This is a genomic window from Bacillus sp. SRB_8, from assembly GCF_003264205.1.
GTDB classification, from domain to species: Bacteria; Bacillota; Bacilli; order Bacillales; family Bacillaceae_G; genus Bacillus_A; species Bacillus_A mycoides.
The window spans coordinates 25,132-46,050 of the sequence record NZ_NADT01000038.1 but is presented as its reverse complement, the minus strand read 5'-3'; the positions used below and the strand labels follow the sequence as shown (position 1 = coordinate 46,050).

Here is a 20,919-nt window from a genome sequence, read left to right as displayed (position 1 = left end):
AGATGAAAGTAAATAAAGCTTTAACGATTGCAGGATCTGATAGCGGAGGCGGCGCTGGAATTCAAGCAGATTTAAAAACTTTCCAAGAGCTTGGTGTGTACGGAATGACGGCTATTACAGCAATTACTGCTCAAAATACGCTTGGCGTTCAAGGGGTATATCCTGTTTCTTTAGAAGGGATTACGGAGCAGCTGAATTCAATTGGTACGGATTTAACGCCAGATGCTGTGAAACTGGGAATGTTATTTAGTAGTGAAATTATTCAAATTGTGGCAGAGCATATTAAGAAATTTGGCTGGAATAATATTGTGCTAGATCCTGTTATGATTGCTAAAGGCGGTGCGTCATTATTACAACAAGAAGCAGTACAAGCATTGAAAGAATATTTATTGCCAGTAGCAACTGTTGTCACACCGAATGTTCCTGAAGCAGAAGTGTTAACTGGAATGGAGATTCATAATGTAGAAGATAGTAAGGAAGCTGCAAAAGTATTGCATGAATTAGGGGCTAAATATGTGCTTATGAAGGGCGGACATGCAGAATATCAAGGTAATGAAGTAATTGATTTACTCTTTGATGGTGAGCAGTTTATTGAATTTAGAAGTGAACGAATTCCTTCGAAGCAAACGCACGGAAGTGGGTGTACATTTGCTTCAGCGGTTACAGCAGGACTTGCGAAAGGCTACTTGATGAAAGAGGCGGTTCAAGAAGCAAAACGATTTATTAGTATAGCAATTGAAGAGCCATTGAATATTGGAAGTGGTCATGGGCCGACGAATCATTTTGCATATAAATTGAATAAGACGCATGTATAAAGATACGAGAAGCCAGTTTGTTAACTGGCTTTTTTTGTGTTTACTTTTTCCAAATACAGGAGTAATATATCAGCCGGAATACATTTTTTGTAATACGCTGAGTCCAAATGTATGGAGCGGAGGAACCAATTTGTGCGTCTTCACTAGGGGTGAATCTTTCAATGTTGAAAGTAGGGCTACTCTCAAAGTCCGAATCCGACAGCTAACTTCGTAAGCGTCTTGAGAGAGGACGGTGCCATGATGGATACATCACTTCATCGGTCTGATTAGTATAGGAGAATATCAATCTATGTTTGAGTTCTTTTATGCTAAGGAGGATGAGGTACATGGAACTAACACTTATTTGTGTTGGAGAAAAAAACAAGGTAAAGAGTTTAAGAGAGCTAGTAGCATTTCAGCATGAGTTAATTATTTTTACAGCCAATGAAGAGATAGCGGATGAAGTTAGAGAGTATGGGTTTGAATCAGCTTATAGCTGTAATAAGGAGAAGGATTTTACTAGTATTTGCACACGTATTAAGAAGGTGATTTTACTAGGGGATGAGCTTCCGATAGTTAGTTTCTTCACAGAACACATTCGTTTTTCTTTTCAAGCGCCTATTACTGTTGTTACAAAGAATAAACGCTATCCGGCCAGGCTCTATGAAACAATTGGAGCTAAATTTGTAGTGTTTACGAACTGTGATAATATTTCTTTTTTATTTTTTGAATAAGGTGGGGGAAATGAAGATGAAAGTGTTGTTACTAGGAGATATAGCGAATCGTTGGGCGATATCGGTAGAGAGAGTTCACGAATTGGTAGTGCTCGATCCTCTTTTTCCAGGTCCATATATTATATTACCATCAAAAGATGTTTTGTATTTAGAGGCGGATATTACCGAATATGAGCAGTTACATGCGGAATTATCACAAGTTTATATTCGAGGGAGAAATTTGCGTGCTTTTTTGCGTGGAGAATAAAGGTTGAATGAAAAAAGAGCGAATGCTGAGTGCAACAAGCTATGCACTTCATGTAATTCGCTCTTTTTATTTCGTATTTAAAAGATCATTTCTGTGAAAAAGAAAGGAAAGACGAGAAAACAGATGAAAAAATATTAATAACAACTAATGTAAACGCTTAAATAGATGGATATTTTCTTATTTTCAGTAATTTACCCCTTTACAAGTTAAATTTAGAGGAGTATATTTACTCTCATAAATCATTCATAAAATTTCCAAAAAAAACCTAAAATCGCTGAGTTCCAGAAATGGAGCGGGGGAACCAATTTTGTGCATTGTCACTTGGGGTGAATCTTTCAATTTTGAAAGTAGGGCTACTCTTTAGGCCCGAATCCGACAGCTAACCTCGTAAGCGTTTAGAGAGGAGGTTTACTTTGTGTTGTTCGTTTCGAACACTAAGTAGAGCTTAGTGTTCTTTTTTTGATAACTAGATGGTAAAATTTAACAAAAAAGTGAGGGGTAGTTATGTTAGATGTTGTAATGATCGGTATTTTTGTTGGGTTAGTCGCATCGATGGCAAGTCTTGCAAGTTGGTCAGATAAAGTTGTGAAAGAAGGGAAGCAATCATGATGATTGCCTTATCGGTTATTGTTGCAGCGATTACGGTGTACTTAGTGTACGCATTATTAAATCCAGAGAAGTTTTAATTAGGGGGAATCATTCATTATGATTTGGGTTGCAGTCGTTATTACAATGCTCTTGTTTATTCTAGTAGCAAAGCCAACGGGGATTTATTTAGAAAAAGCTTTTCAAGGTAGCAAAACGCTAGATAAAGTATTCGGGCCTTTTGAAAAACTTATTTTTAAAATTACGGGTGTAAAAGAATACAATCAAACGTGGAAACAGTACGCATTATCACTCGTTTTACTCAACGGATTTATGATTGTTGTTGTATATTTCATTTTCAGATTACAAGGTGTGCTGCCGCTAAATCCAGCGCATATCGAGGGAATGGAGCCTACGCTTGCTTTTAATACAGCAATTAGTTTTATGGCTGATACAAATTTACAGCATTATAGCGGTGAAAATGGTTTGTCTTATTTATCACAATTAATCGGGATTACATTTTTAATGTTTGCAGCACCAGCAACGACGTTAGCGCTCGTTATGGCATTTATAAGAGGGCTCGCTGGAAAAGAACTTGGTAACTTTTTCGTTGATTTTACGAGAGCTTTAACGAGAGTATTTCTTCCTATTGCGTTTGTTGCAGCGCTAATCTTTGTCGCACTTGGTGTACCACAAACGTTAGATGGGGCGGTTACAGCACAGACAATTGATGGGGCAAAACAAAGTATTTTACGTGGTCCAGTTGCATCATTCGTGTCCATTAAGGAACTCGGAAATAACGGCGGTGGATTTTTCGGAGCAAACTCTACACATCCTTTCGAAAATCCAGGGCAAATGAGTAATATTTTGCAAATGATGCTTATGATGTTATTGCCAACAGCACTTCCATTTACGTACGGACGAATGGTAGGAAATAAAAAACAAGGTCGTATCCTTTTCGTTTCACTATTCATGGTATTTTTACTAGGATTTATAACAATTACTACATCTGAATTACATGGGAATCCAGCGTTAAATGGAATGGGTATCGAACATGTACAAGGAAGTACAGAAGGAAAAGAAGTCCGATTTGGAACAGTATTTTCTTCCCTTTATGCGACAGTAACGACAGCTGCGGAAACAGGGGCCGTTAATACGATGCATGATACGTTAACACCAATTGGTGGTCTAGTTCCACTCGTAAATATGATGTTAAATACAGTATACGGCGGTGTTGGAGCAGGTTTTGTGAACATTATTATGTATGCAATTATTGCAGTCTTTATATCTGGTTTAATGGTTGGACGGACACCGGAGTTTTTAGGTAAGAAAATTGAAGGTAAGGAAATGAAATTGATTGCGGTAACGATTTTATTTCATCCATTGCTTATTTTAGGGTTTTCAGCATTAGCTCTTTCAACAAGCTTAGGAACGGATGCAATTTCTCATTCAGGTTTCCACGGTTTAACGCAAGTTGTATATGAGTACACATCGTCAGCTGCGAATAACGGATCTGGATTTGAAGGTTTAGCAGACAATGCACCGTTTTGGAATATTACGACTGGTTTAGTTATGTTTTTAGGACGCTATTTCAGTTTAATTACGATGCTAGCTGTTGCAGCTTCACTGAAAGAGAAGACGGTAGTACCAGAAACAGTCGGGACATTCCGTACGGATAATGGTTTATTTGGAGGGATCTTTATCGGAACAATTGTAATTGTTGGTGCGTTAACATTCTTCCCGATGTTAGTACTTGGCCCAATTGCAGAATTTCTTACATTGAAGTAATGGAGGGTAAATGATGAGACCGGTAGTAGTAAAAGAAAAAAGAGTAAATGAATCACAAATACATGCTGTAGAAGATGAGGTTAGACAAGCAAAAACGATGGATCGTGATATCGTGACACATGCGATGAAACAATCCTTTGCGAAATTGAATCCGAAAGTAATGATAAAGAATCCGATTATGTTCGTTGTGGAAATTGGATTTATCATTACGTTAATTTTATCCTTTCTTCCAAGTAGTTCTAGTAGTGTACCAGGGTGGTTTAATATAACAGTTTCTCTCATTCTATTATTTACAGTTTTATTTGCTAACTTTGCAGAAGCTTTAGCTGAAGGGCGTGGAAAAGCGCAAGCCGATTCTTTAAAACAATCGAAGAAAGATGTGTTTGCAAATGTTGTAAAAGAAAATGGAGATATTGTTCAAGTTTCAGCAACTGATCTGAGAAAAGGTGACGTTGTTATTGTAAAACAAGGAGAAATGATTCCAAATGATGGTGAAGTAATTAAAGGTTTAGCGTCTGTCGATGAATCTGCAATTACAGGGGAATCAGCTCCTGTAATAAAAGAGGCGGGTGGCGATTTTTGTTCAGTAACAGGCGGTACGATGGTCGTAAGTGATGAGATTACGATTGTAATTACGAGTAACCCTGGCGAATCATTTATTGATAAAATGATTTCTTTAGTAGAAGGAGCTGCGCGTCAAAAAACGCCGAATGAAATTGCCTTAAATACAGTATTAACGAGTTTAACTCTAATTTTCTTAATCGTCGTTGTGACGTTGCCGATTTTTACAAACTATTTAGGGTTTCAAATTGATACAGCTGTACTTGTAGCATTGTTAGTTTGTTTAATTCCAACGACAATTGGTGGGTTATTATCAGCGATTGGTATTGCTGGGATGGACCGCGTAACAAAGTTTAATGTATTAGCGATGTCAGGGAAAGCAGTAGAAGCTGCGGGCGATATTAATACGATTATTTTAGATAAAACAGGTACGATTACTTTCGGGAACCGGATGGCACATACACTGCTACCAGTAGGAAATGAAACGATTGAGCAAGTAGGAAAATGGGCGGCGATTAGCTCAGTTTTAGACGAAACACCAGAAGGTCGATCAGTTATAGAATATGTACAAACGAAATCTATATCATATAATAGAGAACTTGCAGAACAAGGTGAATTTGTTCCGTTTAAAGCAGAAACGAGAATGAGTGGTGTTGATTTACAGGATGGAACGAAAGTGAGAAAAGGTGCTGTTGGTGCCGTGATTGAATGGGTTCAATCGCAAGGCGGGATGATTCCAAAAGATGTGAATCAAAAAGCAGATTTAATTTCAAAAGAAGGCGGAACACCACTTGTAGTTGCAGTAGACAATCGTATTTACGGTTTAATTTATTTAAAGGATACAGTAAAACCTGGTATGCGTGAACGTTTTGAACAATTGCGCCAAATGGGGATTAAAACGGTTATGTGTACAGGTGATAATCCGTTAACAGCAGCAACAATTGCAAAGGAAGCAGGAGTAGATGAATTCGTTGCTGAGTGTAAACCAGAAGATAAAATTGCGGTTATTAAAGCAGAGCAAGATAAAGGGAAACTTGTAGCGATGACAGGTGATGGTACAAATGATGCCCCGGCATTAGCGCAAGCTGACGTTGGGTTAGCGATGAATAGTGGTACGACAGCTGCGAAAGAAGCAGCAAATATGATCGATTTAGATTCGAATCCAACAAAAATCATTGAGGTTGTAGGAATTGGTAAGCAATTGTTAATGACACGAGGTGCGTTAACAACGTTTAGTATTGCAAACGATATAGCAAAATACTTTGCAATCATTCCAGCGATGTTTACATTAGCAATTCCGCAAATGGAAGCATTAAACATTATGAAATTAACATCACCGCTTTCAGCAATCTTATCAGCATTAATATTTAATGCGGTTATTATTCCGTTACTTATTCCTCTAGCGATGAAAGGTATCGCATATAAACCGATGAGTTCGAATGCACTACTTAGCCGAAACTTACTCATTTATGGGCTTGGTGGAGTTATCGTTCCATTCATTGGAATTAAAGTAATTGATATGATTGTCGGCTTGTTCATATAAGGAAGAGGGGAAAAAAAGATGGCGAAAAAACAAAGTATACTTTCACCAATTATTCGTATTACTTTTACATTTCTAGTTTTGTGCGGCCTCGTATACCCGCTTATTGTAACTGGTATTGCGCAAGCGGTAATGAAGGATAATGCGGATGGAAGTCTTATATATAATGATAAAGATGAAGTAGTTGGTTCAAAATTAATCGGTCAAAATTTCACAGATCCACGTTATTTTCATGGACGTGTCTCTAGTATAGAATATAAAGCAGAAGCATCTGGTTCAAATAACTATGCACCGTCTAATCCAGATTTAGCAAAACGAGTTGAGAAAAGTATTGCAGAGTGGAAGGAACAAAATCCAACCATTCCAGTTACAGAAGTACCGATAGATTTAGTGACGAATTCAGGTTCAGGGCTTGATCCTGACATTAGTCCGAAGGCGGCTTCTGTGCAGGTAGATCGCATCTCAAAATTAACGAATATTCCGAAAGAAAAGCTAGATCAATTGATTAAGGATCAAACAGAAGGAGCTGCACTCGGTTTATTTGGAGAGGATCGTGTAAACGCCTTAAAGCTAAATTTAGAATTGCAGAAATTAATGAAATAGTAACAGTGCTACCTCAATCTAACGGATTGAGGTAGCGTTGTTTCGAAAGAAAGGTTGTGAGTGTTTTGTATGCGAATGACTATAAACCGACGTTTCAAAGGCGAACGCCAGAAGAGTATTTAGAATATATTCGGCAGCAAAATCGCGGAAAGCTAAAGCTATACGTAGGGGCTGCACCTGGAGTTGGGAAAAGTTATAAAATGCTATTTGATGCAAGAGAGATGAAAAAAGACGGTATTGATATTGTAGTTGGTTTAATTGAAACACACGGTAGAAAAGAGACGGAAGAAGCAATTGCTGATTTAGAAAAAGTTCCTTTAAAAGAAATAGATTATAAAGGGAAAGTATTTTATGAACTTGATGTAGAAGGAATTATAAAGCGGGCACCACAAATTGTTGTTGTGGATGAACTTGCGCATAGTAATATTCCCGGGTCGAAAAATAAGAAACGTTACATGGATGTGCAGGAATTGTTAGATGCCGGTATATCTGTATTATCAGCGTTTAATATTCAACATTTAGAAAGCGTTCATGATATTGTAGCTCAAATTACGAATGTCAAAGTACGAGAGCGTATTCCAGACTTTATTTTACAAAAAGCAAATGAAATTCAGCTGGTTGATGCAACACCTGAGGTACTCCGAAAGAGATTAATAGATGGAAAGATATATAAGGAAGAAAAAATTCAACAAAGCTTACAAAACTTCTTTACGATAAATAATTTAGGGGCATTAAGAGAGTTATCACTTCGAGAAGTTGCAGATGATATGGATGAGAAAATTAGCCAAACAGTAATAGAACCGATAGGTGTGAAAGAAAAAATTCTCGTTTGTGTACAATACAGTTCAACAGCAGAGAAATTAATACGGAGAGGTTGGCGCATGGCTGATCGGCTAAATGCTGAATTGTATGTGTTAAACGTTGAAAGAGAAAATATAGATTCTATTTCAGCAGGCAAAAAGCAGACGATTGAAGAATGGAAATCGCTAACGAATCAATTTGATGCGAGCTTTGTATTAGAAGAAGCAAAGGGAAGAAAGCCCGCTGATGTTATTATTGAAGTTGCAAAAAGACTACAGGTGACACAAGTTTTACTTGGGCAATCGGCGAGAACACGGTGGGAAGAAATACGAAAAGGTTCTATTGTAAATGAAATTATGAGACAAACGAAGTATATTGATATTCATATCGTTGCTGATCAAAGAGCTTAAGAGACCATCTATAGGTCTCTTAAGCTCTTTGTGCAGCATGGGAATGTAGCATTTTCATTGCGTGTAAAACTATAAGTAGAAATATAATTGCCCCTAGGAAGAAAATCCAAAAGTAATTTTGATTAAATAAAAGAAACCCACCTACAATAGGCCCTGTACCCATACCAAGATAGCGAATGAAGTTGTACATACCGATGGCAGTTGCGCGTTCTTGTACGAATTCTTCCGTTAATAAAGTAGTGTGAGTCGGCATAGAAAGTCCCATACTAAAACCGTATAAAGAGGTAACGATAATTACGGATGGGATATTGATGCTATATGTGAAAGAGAATAAAGTGACACATATAATGTTGAAGAAACTAGTGATGAATAAAGCCTGCCTTGTTGTGAAATGTTTTTGCAAAAATTTGTAGCAATAGCTTCCTAACATAAGAGAAAGGGACATCGGTACAAACATAAGACCAATTTCGCTTGCGCTTAGATGAAATATATTTGTTAATATGCTAGGTAAAAAAACGAGGAAACAGAAATATATACAAAATTGAATAAAGCCAATAAGTGTAATGGAAAATCCAGTTTTATTTTTTAAGATAAGCCAGTAATTCTTTTTTGCTTTAGGTTTCTCAATTACATTTGGTTTTGTTTCTGGAAGTAGTGAAATGTTTATAATTAATAAGATGATGCCAATTGTAGATAAAAAAAGAAATACAGATAAGTGGCCATTTATACTGCCGAGATAGCCACCTATGAGAGGACCGATTGCAGGTGCGAGAGCAAGTAACATTTGATAAAGGCTCATCGCTTCTCCGCGTTCTTTTCCTTCAAATAAATCACCGATAATCGTTGCTGCAACTACAGGTATAGCCGCTATTCCTATAGCTTGAACAGCTCTAAAAAATAGAAATAAGTAAATGTTTGGTGAGAAAGCACAACCAATTGAGCCGATTGTACTAATGATTAAACTAGGGATAAGGACAGATTTTCTTCCCTTTGTATCAATTAAAGGTCCGTATATGAGCTGCATAACCGCAAGAACGAATGTGAAAAGTGAAACGGTTAAATTTACAAGATAAAGAGAAGTATGAAACGAATTTTGAATCATCGGCAAGATAGGTGTATAAATATTTTGAGCGAAGCAACCGAGTAAGGCACTCATACAGACAACATATAAAATGAAATTCAGTTTGGTTTTTTCCATAATGTTAACCTCCTTGTCATTTGGTTTCCTTGGAAACTAAATTAATTTTAACATGATTTTCTCACTTGTAAAGATGAAAAAATGATTTTAAAATGGTATATAGTTAATTTGTTTCTTTGGAAACTTAGGAGGCGAATGGATTGGAACGTACAGCGAAACAAATGGAAATACTTTCGGATATTCGTACACTTTTTCATAAAAAAGAAGAGCATTTGAAAGAAAATAATGAGAAGTTTCTTCGTGAGACAGGTGTAAGTGGCATGTCTTTATCTGAGTTACATGTTATCGAGTGTATCGGAAAAAATGGTCTGATGAATGTAACTGCTATTGCAACAGAAATGGGAATGACGAAAGGCGCAATCTCTAAAATTTGTACAAAGTTGTTTCAAAAGCAATTCGTTGAGAAAATGCAAATGTTAGATAATCAAAAAGAAATTTTCTTCCGCTTAACGGAAAGAGGAAATGAAATATATAAAGCTCATGAAAAATTGCATAAACAAGCTGAAGAAAAGTGGCTGTTACTTTTAGATGGATATACGAAAGAAGAGCAAGATTTTATTCAAAGGTTTATAAAGGATGTCTCTGGTCATTTGGAAATATAATTGGAAGAAAAAACCCCTCCATTTCAAGCCTTTTCAATATAATTTCTGAAAGAACTCATATATAATAGAAAAAGATACTTAACATAGTGAATAATTAAAGAGTCAATATATATAAAGAGGAGAGAATAACATGCTTGAAAATACGGGGTTAGTATTAGAAGGCGGCGGTATGCGTGGTGTATATACGGGCGGGATATTAGAATATTTTATGGAACAAGATTTATATTTTCCATATGTAATTGGTGTATCAGCTGGTGCTTGTCATGCAGCGTCGTATCTTTCCAGACAAAGAAATAGAAATAAAACAGTAAATATTGATTATGCATCACATCCGCAGTATTTATCGTATAAAAACTTGTGGAAAAAACGTCAGCTATTTGATATGGAATTCATTTTTCATGAAATTCCAGAAAAGCATGTACCGTTTGATTTTGAAACATACTTTAATAGTCCAGAGCGTTTCCTTGTAGGAACAACTGATTGTGAAACAGGACAGTCTGTTTATTTTGAAAAAGAGGGAACGAATGATGATGCACTAAATTTATTGCAAGCATCTAGTTCATTACCTTTCATTGCACCGGCAGTAAACTACCGAGGTAAGCAATTGTTAGATGGCGGGATTTCAGATCCGATTCCAGTTCGTAAAGCACAGGAAGATGGATTTAAAAAATCAGTCGTTATTTTGACGAGAAATCATGGTTACGCGAAGAAAAAATCAAAATTTGGTTGGATTGCAGCAAAGGCTTATAAGAAGTATCCAAACCTTGTAAATACGATGCTGAATCGTTATGAAGTGTATAATGAAACACTTCACTACATTGAAAAAGAAGAGCAAGCAGGTAATTTATTTGTTATTCGCCCAGAAGTGCCGCTTCAAGTAGATCGTATGGAAAAGGATACGGCTAAATTACAAAGTTTATATGAGCAAGGCTATGAAGATGCAAAGAGACAATTTGCAGATTTGCAGACGTTTTTGCAAAAATAATAATTAGGCTGTGGAGAAGGAGTTCTCTGCAGCCTTTTTTATTTATGAAAAAATCCCTCTTTACGAGGGATTTTAATGTGGTAAGAAAACTAATTGATAAGCGAACAAGATCCCGAATAAATACACAAGTGGGTGAACAGCACGGAATTGTCCTTTTGCCACTTTCATAAGTGGGTATGAAATAAATCCAAGTGCAATACCTGTTGAGATACTTGATGTAAGTGGCATACTTAAGATTACTAAAAATGCTGGGAATGCTTCATCGAATGTATCCCAATCGATGTGGCGAACTGAGCCCATCATAAGACTACCAACGATAATTAGTGATGGTGCTGTAATAGCTGAAACGCCAGAAACAGCGCTCACTAACGGTCCGAAGAATGCTGCTAATGCAAATAGAACAGCTACTGTAACAGTTGTTAAACCAGTACGACCACCAGCTGCAACACCAGCAGATGATTCAATGTAAGCTGTTGATGGTGTTGTTCCGAACATAGCTCCAATTGTTGCTGAGAATGAGTCAGATAGAAGAGCTCGTCCTGCTTTTGGAAGCTTTCCACCTTTCATAAATCCACCTTGTTGTGCAACGCCAAGTAGTGTACCTGTTGTATCAAATAGTGTAACAAGGAAGAATGAGAACACAACGCCGTATAATCCGTAGTTAATTACATCAGATACAGCAGTAATTGGATTTGAAACGATAATTCCTTCTGGTAATCCAGGCATTGATGTAACGCCGCTTGAGAATGTTAATTGACCTGTGAAGTAAGCGATAATACCAGTTAATAACATTCCGATAAATAGTGCCCCGTTTATATTTAAAGACATAAGGATAATTGTAATTCCAAGGCCAGCTAATGCTAGTAGAACTGGAGCAGAGTGAAGATCGCCAAGCCCAACTAGGTTTGCATCATTTTTTGTAACAATTCCCGTTAAGCGCAAACCGATAAAAGCAATAAAAAGACCGATACCAGCAGTAAGTGCATGTTTTAAGTTCTCAGGAATTACTTCCATTAATTTCGTACGGAAAGATGTGAATGATAACAAAATTAAAATCATACCTGCTACGAATACAGCAGAGAATGCAATTGCGAAAGTCATGCCTTCATGGGCTTTTACAACAGAATAAGAGAAGTAAGCATTTAATCCCATACCTGGTGCAATTGCGATTGGTAAATTAGTAAAGATCGCCATAAATAATGTTCCGACAACAGCAGCGATAATTGTAGCTGTAAATGCTTGTTCAAACGGAACACCTGCATCCCCAAGGATGACAGGGTTTACGACAATGATATATGCCATTGTTAAAAAGGTAATAATACCTGCCATAATTTCAGTTTTAATAGAAGTTTTATGTTTTGAAAGGTTAAACATATAAACATCCTTTCTTTTTACGAATAATTTTCACAACAGTTATATATAATATTCGTTTTTTAACTATTTTGCAATAGTTTTGCATAAAAACTTTAGAACAACTCATATTTTATGTCGTAAATTCGAATATTAATCGTAAAACTGTGTGTGAATTGCGGTTCTTTAATGTGTAAGTAGTTTTTTTTATTGTGCGCATTATAAGGGGAAAGGAGTTGAAGGAAGTTATGCCGCAGCAAAAAAACTTTTTAACAATGCCAGCACAACATCAAAATAAACAACCTGGTATTGAATCGTTAATGAATCCTCTTCCAAAGTTTGAAGATCTAAATTATAAAGGAAGTGAAAAGTTAAAAGGAAAGAATGTATTAATTACAGGAGGAGATAGCGGGATTGGAAGAGCTGTTTCTATCGCTTTTGCAAAAGAGGGAGCAAATATTGCGATTGCTTATTTAGATGAGGACGAAGATGCAACTGAGACGAAACAACTTGTGGAAAAAGAAGGCGTGAATTGTGTATTATTGCCGGGAGATTTGAGTAATGAACAACATTGTAAAGAGATTGTAGAAGAGACCGCCCAGCAGCTAGGGGGGCTAAATGTTCTTGTGAATAACGTCGCACAGCAATATCCGCAGCAAGGGCTAGAGTATATTACAGCGGAACAGTTAGAAAAAACGTTCCGTATTAATATTTTTTCTTATTTTCATGTTACAAAAGCAGCCCTCTCTCATTTAAAGCAAGGGGATGTAATTATAAACACGGCATCTATCGTTGCGTATGAAGGAAATGAAACGTTGATTGATTATTCTGCAACGAAAGGAGCGATTGTCGCTTTTACAAGATCGCTATCTCAGTCGTTAGTACAAAAGGGAATTCGTGTAAATGGTGTTGCACCAGGCCCAATTTGGACACCGCTTATTCCATCCAGTTTTGATGAGAAAAAAGTATCACAGTTTGGGAGTAATGTTCCTATGCAAAGGCCTGGTCAGCCGTATGAATTAGCGCCTGCATATGTATATTTAGCGTCTAGTGATTCGGCATATGTAACGGGACAGATGATGCATGTAAATGGTGGAGTAATTGTGAATGGATAGTTTTCATTTATAAGAGCAAAGTAAAGTTAATTGTATTTATCCCGCTATTTGCGGGCAGTAAGACTCCTACCTAACAATTCGGTGAATACAAGGAAGTTAGGTGGGAGATAAATGTCCGTAAATGCTCGATTGGTGAAGGCTAATCCTCAGTGGGGATGGACAAAATCCCCCAACGAGTAAAGTTTCACTTTATTATGATGTTAGTGCTAGGGAGGATTTAGATGAAGAAAGTATGGTTTATCGTAATCCTATTTTTCTGCCTGCCAGCTAGCGTTTTTGCTAATACAGATCATTTAATATTAGTTAACCTTACGACGAATCAGCTGTCTTTTTTTGAAGATGGAAACTATACTAAGACATTTCCGATAACGACAGGAAAAGACAGGACCCCGACGCCTGAGGGTAATTTTTGTATTATAACTAAATATAAAAATAAAGAATACCATCGTAAAAAAATAGCTGGGGGTGCTCCGAATAACCCTCTCGGTACGAGGTGGTTAGGTCTAGATAAAAAGGAATATGCAATTCATGGAACAAATCGGGAATGGACGATTGGAAGCAGGGAGTCGAATGGTTGTATTCGCATGCACGATCGGGACATACAATGGTTATACGACCGGGTACAATTACAGACGAAAGTAATTATTTCTCGTTTTCATACGAGTCCCGAATATGAAGCGTATAAGCTTGGTTATCGGGTTGTGAGTTGGAATGGGCGTAAAGTAGAAGAAGAACAAATTGGAATGCTTACGTTAGTAGATCGTGTAAATATATATTGGCAAGAACCAAATGGACAATTGACGAAAGTAAAAACGGTATTGCCAAATGAAAAATATACAGTGTATTCCAAACGAAAAGATGGAACCTATTATATAGGAAACAATTTGTATATTGTAGATGTAACGGGAGAAAAAATTCGTTATGAGCAATTACCTTATTCGATTTTAAGTAACATATATAAAAGGAAATATAATGTTCCATAATAGCTACCGTGTATAGGCGGTAGCTTATTTGTGATGAAGTTTAGTTGGTTTTAATGATTTCATACCAATCGCGCGCCTGTAAATAGTGAGATAAAAAAATTGAAACAGCAACTATTATGTTTTGCTGAATATAATACAGTACAGACTGGGGGGCGGTCACATTATGAAAAGTGAATTTGCATTTAAAATTTTCTTAATCACGACTTGTTTATTTATCGTGTATTTATATGCGTTACTCGTCTTCTCCTTTTATGTTCCATATATTGATTTAATATTGTTCGTTGGATTTATTTGGGCATTTGTTAAAGCGAGGGAAGGGGAGAAGAGTGTATATCGGCGCATTACTTTATGCGGGACGGTCCTTCTCGTTATTTTGTACTTTTTTATGATGCATGATGTTTGGAGAGGAATGTAAAAAAGCATACGACTAATCGTATGCTTTTACGTTTAATATTTCGGTTTAAATGTATGACAACACGTTTCTACACTCGTTGTTACAGAACTTTCAAGCGTCTCGTTTGTTAAAGTAGCGTTTGTATATGAACTGTTTTCAATTTGACCTGCTTCTTGTGCATCAGGTTGAACAACGATTGCACTTGCTTGACAAAGGTTACCTTGTCCCCAAAATGAGCAATTGGAAACAGAGCATTTCACTTCTGGCATAAAACCCCCTCCTCATACATTAGTGTGGGATTTTACGCCCATTTCATGTATAGAAGGAGTTTCCTTTTCTTATTATTTTTTCGTTTGCTCAAGCCACTCTTTTAATTTGTCTTCCGGTTGTTCGCCGCTAATACGGCTCACTTCTTTACCGTCTTTAAAATGAATGATTGTTGGAGTTCCTTTAATTTTATATTCATCCCAAGGAGCATCTAATTTTTCAATATCCATAACTTTCATATCAACATTCAAGTCTTTAGCCATTGGTACTACGATAGGAGATAATTTTTGGCAATGAACGCAAGATGTTTGATAAAAGTATACTGTTTCTTCTTTTTTCTCTTTTAAATTCTTTTGGAGATCTGAAAGAGAGATTTTATTTGTGTAGTAGTCAGAACCATCTGTTTGACTAGTAGCATTATCAATTTTTTGGCTTGTTGAAGCATTTTTTTCTTCCATTTGTGTTACAGCGAAAATTGCTGCAAACAAGGCGATAATAATACCGCCAAATATAAGCATTTTTTTCATTCTTTCATCTCCTTATTTGTTTTTAATTACAATGAAGCTACAAACAGCGATTGTGATAAAGCCGATAAGTGCTAAAAACGGGATTGTCACAAAGCCGAACCAGTTTATGTATTCTCCCGTACAAGGTACGCGGCCGCAAGCTGCCCCAGCAGCTGAAAATGCTGCGATTTTTTGAATTGCATAGTGATATAAAGAAATACAAGCACCAATACTTGCGATTGGTAAAGAATAACTTGCAATGCGATAGTCTTTCTTTACTACAGCGATACCGAGCCATAAAACAAATGGATACATAAAAATACGTTGATACCAACAAAGGACACAAGGCTCAAATTTCATAATTTCGGAAAAGTATAGACTTCCTAATGTAGCAATAAACGAAGCTCCCCATGCAGCAAATAAAGCATACTCTTGCTTTTTTTCTCGTCCCATATTTTATACCTCACTTATAATAGTTACATACTAAATTATAGTATGAAGTGGTAGGGAAAAGAAAGAAAAAATATGTTTATCAATAAAAGTTTTATAAGGAGAAACTTTTATTGATATAAACATTTTAAAAAAGCGCTATTCTCATAAAGAGAATAGCGCTATATTTTACATTTGAATTTGCTCTACTTCTTCTACATGTGACTTTTGGGATGCGTGGTCAATATATTGAAATAGGAGCTGCAATTGTTTATCAACTTCTGGTAGTTCTTTACTGTATTGATAAGCGTGTAAAAAATGCTCAATACGCTTAGAAAATAATTGATCGTTCGTTTGAACCATGAGAACGAGTAATTTATCCCAATTACAGCAATACGTGTAATAGAGAGCTTTATCATAGTCGTTATATGTTTGCACTGTGTACCCTCCTTACCGAGGAGTTATATATAGTGTGTGACAAGTAAGGAGAAATACACTTGAAAGAATTTGTTAAGAAAAAAGGTGAATGAAAAGAGAAAAACGAGGGATTTCCTCGTTTTTATGCTTTTGGCATTGGCGTAGGTGTTGGCTTGCCATACCCTTCTTTGTATTTATTGTCGATATAGTTACGAATTTCGAGCGTTGATTTTCCTTTTTGTTTCATGGAAGCCGATTCAACCGCGATTTCTAGGCAGTTGACACAAGTTGTTGCGTGGGAATCCCAAACAACTTCACCATTCTTTTTAATTTCACGAATAAAGCAGTTTTTATTGTTTTTATGTCCTACACTCTCACCGCAACCGCAGTAACATGGAATCCAATCTAATAGCTCTGCATTTTGTCCAGCGACAGTGTAGATATCTTTCATTTGCGGATCAAGCTTGTCTAGGAAGGTAGGGAGTGTGTCGACTCCTTTTGTCTTTTCTTGAATATCAGCTTGCTGAGTATGTGATGCGTGGTCATGCTCTTCTTTTGATTCAGAAGATTTTTTTTCATTTGTACTAGTACTCCCGCATCCAGCAAGAATTAAGCTTAGTACTACAAGTAAAGAAAATACATACTTTTTCATTCGCTTGTCCCCTTTACAAATGTATTAACCAAATTGTATCAAATATCATGGTGTGTCGGGTGAAGATTTTTTCGACTGATTTTTGAAGCGCCATCGTAGTGAATGGAATAGAAATAAAATTGGGATATAAGCGTATACAATATATAAACCAGCTTGAGACAGTACTGTATTTAATGTATTGATACTTTCACGGTTTGTGAAAAATAAGGATGAAATAAATATAGCTGCAATAAAAAATGGAAGTGTAATTTTAAATGGTACGTGAAAAGACCTTTTACTAATGCAACAAGAAGACCAAATTGTTAAACAAAGATTGGGTAAAATAATAAGATACCACATGAAAATAATGATGTACTCAAACCTTTGGATAAAAGGAATCTTTATGATTTTTAGCATTGTTAATGTTGGCCAAATTGTATGATGTAGTTGTCCTTGGCTATAGTACATAAGGGAAACAATGGCTAGTATTACGTATAGAATTGTTGTAAAAGCAATACCACCGTGCGCCCATTTATTTAATGATTTTTCTTTTTTTATAAATGGATAAAAAACAAGAATTGCTTCAAATCCAAGAAATTCTAATGCAGATGATTTCGCTGCAGTTAGAATTTCTAAAGGTGAATGAGTTAGAATTGGGAGAATGTTACGGACATGCGCGTATTTCATTGGGAAAACTAAGAAAAATAGGACGAAAATCGGTATTACGACGCCCCAAAAACATATTCCTGTTACAGAGCGAAAACCACCTTTAATTACGTAGTAAGTCACAAGTAAAAATAATAAAGTTAATTTCCACGGTTTAATTGTAGGGAAGACCCAAACTTGAATGACTTCAATATATGTACGAAGGACAGTAAGGCAAAATAATAGAAGGTATGCAGCAAAGCATACGGACAAAAATGTTCCAATCCACTTTCCGAAACATGTCGTATGAATATTCATTAAATCATTATCTTTTTCTAACATTTTAAGCATGCAAAATAGCACGATATGAGTTGCAATGCCCGCAACAATAAGAGAAATCCAAGAATCATAACCGGCATATTGCGCAATAATCCTTTGGTATCCTAACACACCTACTCCAATTTGAAGGGAGTGTAATAGAAGAAATGTGAAATAAGGGGAAACAGTATGTGTTTTATCTTGTCCAGCCATTACAGCACCTCACTATTCTCCGATACCAGATTGCACGACATTGATTTGCACATGAACAGCAACGTCTACATTAGGGTACATTTCTTGAATTTGTTTTATAGTCCATTTTCTTGAATGACTACGAATTTCTTCTTGTATACCTATCGGATCGATTTCTTTTTCTTGGAATTGTTTTATTAATTCGTTTAAATGCTTCTCAAGCGTTTTTTCTACATGTTTTTTTACGTAAGTTATATTTTCGTGCTTTGCTAAATCGAGCCAGTCGGGAGCATTTTTTATAAGTCCGTTTAACTTTAAGTGGATGTTAACTTTCGGAATGTCACCGTTTTGGGAAAGAGAACAAAAACTTTTCCCGGATAAGTTTTGAGTAGCGATCAATCCTTTATGCTTACCTTGACGTATCGGAACTTCGTAACGACCATTTTTAGTTGGATTAATGAGTAGTTTTAATAAAAAAGATCCTTTTTTATCTGTGTACATAACCACTTTATCCTTTTTTAAAAAAGCAATTCCTTTAATGGAAGCAGACTTGTCTTCATCAACTTTAATATAAGGAAGAAATGGATCGCATCCAGATGAATAAAAGTTATATAAAAAAATATTTAAAGCTGTCCGAGGGATTGTCTCGGTTTCTATATTTTGCTCCAGTAAATCAGATAGATATAGCGATCCATTCGTTTTGACATGTTTAAGTAATTCTTCTGTTGAACCATCTACAAGCGCTAGTTGCACATCTCGGCCAATATTAGGATCACGTTGTAAGTTGTTAATAACATCCCCAATTCCACGTTCACCAAATGATTTTCCAAATAGGACAACACGCATTTGACCTACAGCGATCGTATGTGGTGATTTGGCGTTTAGAAGTGAAGAAATTGTTTCAATTGTATCTGCGGTAGTTGACTGAGTTTCTGGTTTTGATTGAACGCCTTTTGTGTAATCGGGATATAAGATTGTCCCGCGAAATTTTTTATCTTTCGTTATATCAAATCCACCTATATGAATCATTCGCTGTGTGTCTACTATATTCGGTTGTGTACAGCCGGATTGGAAAATTAAAATGATAATGGAAAAGCATAATAAAGTATTTTTCATTTCTCTTCACCATCATGTTTTTCTTTCGCTTTGTTTGGATCATAGCGCCATTTCTTTTTTGGTCTTAGAAAAGAGGCACGTCCTGCAGTTTGACTAAATGGCAAGCGAAAGAGACCTTCTGCCGTTCCTAAACCGCGAAATGGATATAGAGGTAATAAATAAGGTGATCCAAGTGATTTTAAGCGAATTAAATGAGCTAATATGAGTACGAATCCTACAATGAGACCTAAGCCCCCAAATGCACCAGCTAAAAGAATAAGTGGAAATCGTAGTATCCGGATAGTAGAAGACATTTTTACAGTTGGTGTTGTAAAAGAAGCGAGTGCTGATAAAGCAACTGCAATTAATAAAATGGTACTCGTTAAAGCAGCCTGAACAGATGCTTGGCCAATTACAATCCCGCCAACGATGCCGATTGTTTGTCCAACTTTTGTAGGTAATCGTGCTCCAGCTTCACGGAGCAATTCGATTGTGATTTCTAAAAAAAGTGCTTCTAAAATGGGCGGAAAGGGTACATTAGCTCTTGAAAAAATAATCGGACCTAGTAAATCCGCAGGAATCATTTGATAGTGATACGTTAATACAGCTGTATAAATAGCTGATGAAAATAGCGAGAATGCTGCTCCGAAAAAGCGAACCATTCGAAGAAATGAGCCTGCTATCCATGGTAAATAATAATCTTCTGGAGAGACGAAGAAATCGAGTAATGTCGCTGGTCCAGCTAATGCGTAAGGTGAACCGTCTGTTAAAATGACGACTCCTCCATTCAATAATGCATAAACGGAGCGATCTAAACGCTCTGTAGGGAGTAAAACAGGGAAGGGAGAGTTGCTGTTATCACTAATAAACTGTTCAATCATAGTTGCATCGAAAGGAACATCAAAGTCAATGTCTTGTAGGCGCTGCATCGCAGTATTAACGTGCTGCTCATTCGTAATATCTTCGATGTAAGCAACTACGACTTTTGTTTTTGATATAGAACCAACTATAACTTCTTTGAAAACTAATTGTTCTGTGACGATATTTCGCCGAAGTAAGTGTATATTTGTATCGATATTCTCAACAAATCCGACTTTTGGACCGATGACACTATATTCATTTTCAGTATCGTTATATAGCCGTGTACCTAAAACGGAACTTTCAGCACGAATAAGTGCATATTCTGCGATTTGAGAATCATTTTTTAGTTGTATAAGTACATACCCACTTAATAATTTTTCACGAATGTCATCAATAGTAGGGCCAGTGATAATCTCCTCAAGTGTGACGATATTTGCTATATCACTTATATTTTCAATGTGATCTAATTCTCTTTTTATAGGTGTTAAAATGAATCGATTAATGAGGAGTGATTCAGCTGTAGATTTATAATAAAACAAACACAATGTTCCATCGTCTACTACGTTATAAGACACGAAATCACTGGATTCTTTCGTAGTGTGGATAAACTCTGGAATAGAACAGAGTGCTTTTTTCTTCTTTTTAGATGATACACGGAACATTTCCTCACCCCTTACACACATCATTTATTTGTGTTAGTTTTTGGGAAAGACGGGAATTTATACTTGAAAATTGAAAGTTCATAAAGTGAAGGCTAATAATCGGGATTTTACGGGCAGCACGACTCCCACCTAACTTCTTTGCTCCAGCCGAATTTTGAGGTGGGAGTTTTACTACCCAGAAATAGCGGGATAAAGAAAAGGAAGAG

Annotated in this window: 24 protein-coding genes and 2 riboswitches; of the genes, 14 read left to right on the top strand and 10 right to left on the bottom strand. The window is 36.4% G+C overall.

The window, feature by feature from the left end:
• Nucleotides 1–2 precede the first annotated feature (2 nt).
• The 9 genes from thiD (at nucleotide 3) to kdpDN (ending at nucleotide 8,063) form a co-directional block, all read left to right on the top strand.
• Nucleotides 3–815, top strand: a complete 813-nt coding sequence (gene thiD, locus B5P40_RS26010) for a bifunctional hydroxymethylpyrimidine kinase/phosphomethylpyrimidine kinase (RefSeq protein WP_113710148.1) — start codon at nucleotides 3–5, stop codon at nucleotides 813–815.
• Between the two features lie 85 nt (nucleotides 816–900).
• Nucleotides 901–1,048, top strand: a riboswitch (cyclic di-AMP (ydaO/yuaA leader).
• A 93-nt stretch (nucleotides 1,049–1,141) separates the two neighbouring features.
• Nucleotides 1,142–1,528 carry a hypothetical protein gene (locus tag B5P40_RS26005; protein WP_002029867.1) on the top strand — a complete coding sequence of 129 codons (387 nt, stop codon included), beginning with the start codon at nucleotides 1,142–1,144 and terminating at the stop codon, nucleotides 1,526–1,528.
• Between the two features lie 16 nt (nucleotides 1,529–1,544).
• Nucleotides 1,545–1,775, top strand: a complete 231-nt coding sequence (locus tag B5P40_RS26000; protein WP_016101779.1) for a hypothetical protein — start codon at nucleotides 1,545–1,547, stop codon at nucleotides 1,773–1,775.
• Nucleotides 1,776–2,037: 262 nt separating this feature from the next.
• Nucleotides 2,038–2,183, top strand: a riboswitch (cyclic di-AMP (ydaO/yuaA leader).
• Nucleotides 2,184–2,279: 96 nt separating this feature from the next.
• The gene (locus B5P40_RS25995) at nucleotides 2,280–2,384 is read left to right on the top strand and encodes a SipW-dependent-type signal peptide-containing protein (protein WP_000887888.1); all 105 of its coding nucleotides are present in this window, start codon (nucleotides 2,280–2,282) and stop codon (nucleotides 2,382–2,384) included.
• Nucleotides 2,381–2,461 (top strand): K(+)-transporting ATPase subunit F, encoded by an 81-nt coding sequence (kdpF, locus tag B5P40_RS25990; protein ID WP_000972378.1) that lies wholly within the window; start codon nucleotides 2,381–2,383, stop codon nucleotides 2,459–2,461. Before B5P40_RS25995 ends, kdpF begins: the two co-directional genes overlap by 4 nt.
• 19 nt (nucleotides 2,462–2,480) lie before the next feature.
• Nucleotides 2,481–4,148, top strand: coding sequence for a potassium-transporting ATPase subunit KdpA (kdpA, locus tag B5P40_RS25985; RefSeq protein ID WP_078176277.1), 1,668 nt, complete (start codon nucleotides 2,481–2,483; stop codon nucleotides 4,146–4,148).
• Between the two features lie 13 nt (nucleotides 4,149–4,161).
• Entirely contained in the window at nucleotides 4,162–6,252 is a 2,091-nt protein-coding gene (gene kdpB / locus B5P40_RS25980; protein ID WP_061675210.1) for a potassium-transporting ATPase subunit KdpB, read from the top strand.
• Nucleotides 6,253–6,270: 18 nt separating this feature from the next.
• Nucleotides 6,271–6,852 carry a K(+)-transporting ATPase subunit C gene (gene kdpC / locus B5P40_RS25975; protein ID WP_113710147.1) on the top strand — a complete coding sequence of 194 codons (582 nt, stop codon included), beginning with the start codon at nucleotides 6,271–6,273 and terminating at the stop codon, nucleotides 6,850–6,852.
• A gap of 56 nt (nucleotides 6,853–6,908) precedes the next feature.
• On the top strand, nucleotides 6,909–8,063 hold the full coding sequence (gene kdpDN, locus B5P40_RS25970; RefSeq protein WP_142936372.1) for a KdpD-like non-kinase potassium sensor: 1,155 nt from the start codon (nucleotides 6,909–6,911) through the stop codon (nucleotides 8,061–8,063).
• A gap of 19 nt (nucleotides 8,064–8,082) precedes the next feature.
• On the opposite strand, the gene B5P40_RS25965 is transcribed toward kdpDN, so the two are convergent.
• Complete coding sequence (locus tag B5P40_RS25965; RefSeq protein WP_113710145.1) at nucleotides 8,083–9,261, bottom strand: MFS transporter; 1,179 nt, start codon at nucleotides 9,259–9,261, stop codon at nucleotides 8,083–8,085.
• Nucleotides 9,262–9,401: 140 nt separating this feature from the next.
• Here B5P40_RS25965 and B5P40_RS25960 point away from each other — a divergent pair, with 140 nt between their 5' ends.
• Together B5P40_RS25960 and B5P40_RS25955 are read left to right on the top strand one after the other, a co-directional pair.
• The gene (locus B5P40_RS25960) at nucleotides 9,402–9,863 is read left to right on the top strand and encodes a MarR family transcriptional regulator (RefSeq protein WP_002125351.1); all 462 of its coding nucleotides are present in this window, start codon (nucleotides 9,402–9,404) and stop codon (nucleotides 9,861–9,863) included.
• A 130-nt stretch (nucleotides 9,864–9,993) separates the two neighbouring features.
• Nucleotides 9,994–10,848, top strand: a complete 855-nt coding sequence (locus tag B5P40_RS25955; protein WP_002029877.1) for a patatin-like phospholipase family protein — start codon at nucleotides 9,994–9,996, stop codon at nucleotides 10,846–10,848.
• 72 nt (nucleotides 10,849–10,920) lie between these two features.
• Here the strand turns inward: B5P40_RS25955 and B5P40_RS25950 are convergent, their stop codons facing one another.
• A complete protein-coding gene (locus B5P40_RS25950; protein ID WP_113710144.1) occupies nucleotides 10,921–12,222 on the bottom strand; it encodes an NCS2 family permease in 1,302 nt (433 codons plus the stop codon).
• 224 nt (nucleotides 12,223–12,446) lie between these two features.
• Between B5P40_RS25950 and B5P40_RS25945 the strand changes: the two genes are divergently transcribed.
• The 3 genes from B5P40_RS25945 (at nucleotide 12,447) to B5P40_RS25935 (ending at nucleotide 14,711) form a co-directional block, all read left to right on the top strand.
• Nucleotides 12,447–13,313, top strand: a complete 867-nt coding sequence (locus B5P40_RS25945; protein ID WP_078176318.1) for an SDR family oxidoreductase — start codon at nucleotides 12,447–12,449, stop codon at nucleotides 13,311–13,313.
• A gap of 221 nt (nucleotides 13,314–13,534) precedes the next feature.
• Nucleotides 13,535–14,296 carry a L,D-transpeptidase gene (locus B5P40_RS25940; RefSeq protein WP_002029880.1) on the top strand — a complete coding sequence of 254 codons (762 nt, stop codon included), beginning with the start codon at nucleotides 13,535–13,537 and terminating at the stop codon, nucleotides 14,294–14,296.
• Nucleotides 14,297–14,459: 163 nt separating this feature from the next.
• The gene (locus B5P40_RS25935; protein ID WP_002029881.1) at nucleotides 14,460–14,711 is read left to right on the top strand and encodes a hypothetical protein; all 252 of its coding nucleotides are present in this window, start codon (nucleotides 14,460–14,462) and stop codon (nucleotides 14,709–14,711) included.
• Between the two features lie 32 nt (nucleotides 14,712–14,743).
• On the opposite strand, the gene B5P40_RS25930 is transcribed toward B5P40_RS25935, so the two are convergent.
• The 8 genes from B5P40_RS25930 to B5P40_RS25895 all read right to left on the bottom strand — a co-directional run bounded on the left by B5P40_RS25930 (nucleotide 14,744) and on the right by B5P40_RS25895 (nucleotide 20,713).
• Nucleotides 14,744–14,959: a DUF1540 domain-containing protein gene (locus tag B5P40_RS25930; RefSeq protein ID WP_002029883.1), complete on the bottom strand. Its 216-nt coding sequence runs from the start codon at nucleotides 14,957–14,959 to the stop codon at nucleotides 14,744–14,746.
• A gap of 72 nt (nucleotides 14,960–15,031) precedes the next feature.
• Entirely contained in the window at nucleotides 15,032–15,484 is a 453-nt protein-coding gene (locus B5P40_RS25925; protein ID WP_002029885.1) for a thioredoxin family protein, read from the bottom strand.
• 12 nt (nucleotides 15,485–15,496) lie between these two features.
• Nucleotides 15,497–15,916: a disulfide formation protein C gene (locus B5P40_RS25920; RefSeq protein ID WP_002125372.1), complete on the bottom strand. Its 420-nt coding sequence runs from the start codon at nucleotides 15,914–15,916 to the stop codon at nucleotides 15,497–15,499.
• A gap of 165 nt (nucleotides 15,917–16,081) precedes the next feature.
• Nucleotides 16,082–16,330 (bottom strand): YhdB family protein, encoded by a 249-nt coding sequence (locus tag B5P40_RS25915; protein WP_001195459.1) that lies wholly within the window; start codon nucleotides 16,328–16,330, stop codon nucleotides 16,082–16,084.
• A gap of 121 nt (nucleotides 16,331–16,451) precedes the next feature.
• A complete protein-coding gene (locus B5P40_RS25910) occupies nucleotides 16,452–16,961 on the bottom strand; it encodes a PCYCGC motif-containing (lipo)protein (protein WP_078176283.1) in 510 nt (169 codons plus the stop codon).
• A 45-nt stretch (nucleotides 16,962–17,006) separates the two neighbouring features.
• Nucleotides 17,007–18,116, bottom strand: a complete 1,110-nt coding sequence (locus tag B5P40_RS25905; protein WP_002029888.1) for a GerAB/ArcD/ProY family transporter — start codon at nucleotides 18,114–18,116, stop codon at nucleotides 17,007–17,009.
• A 12-nt stretch (nucleotides 18,117–18,128) separates the two neighbouring features.
• Nucleotides 18,129–19,211: a spore germination protein GerYC gene (gerYC, locus tag B5P40_RS25900; RefSeq protein WP_002140451.1), complete on the bottom strand. Its 1,083-nt coding sequence runs from the start codon at nucleotides 19,209–19,211 to the stop codon at nucleotides 18,129–18,131.
• Nucleotides 19,208–20,713 carry a spore germination protein gene (locus B5P40_RS25895; RefSeq protein WP_113710143.1) on the bottom strand — a complete coding sequence of 502 codons (1,506 nt, stop codon included), beginning with the start codon at nucleotides 20,711–20,713 and terminating at the stop codon, nucleotides 19,208–19,210. Before B5P40_RS25895 ends, gerYC begins: the two co-directional genes overlap by 4 nt.
• Nucleotides 20,714–20,919: the final 206 nt, after the last annotated feature.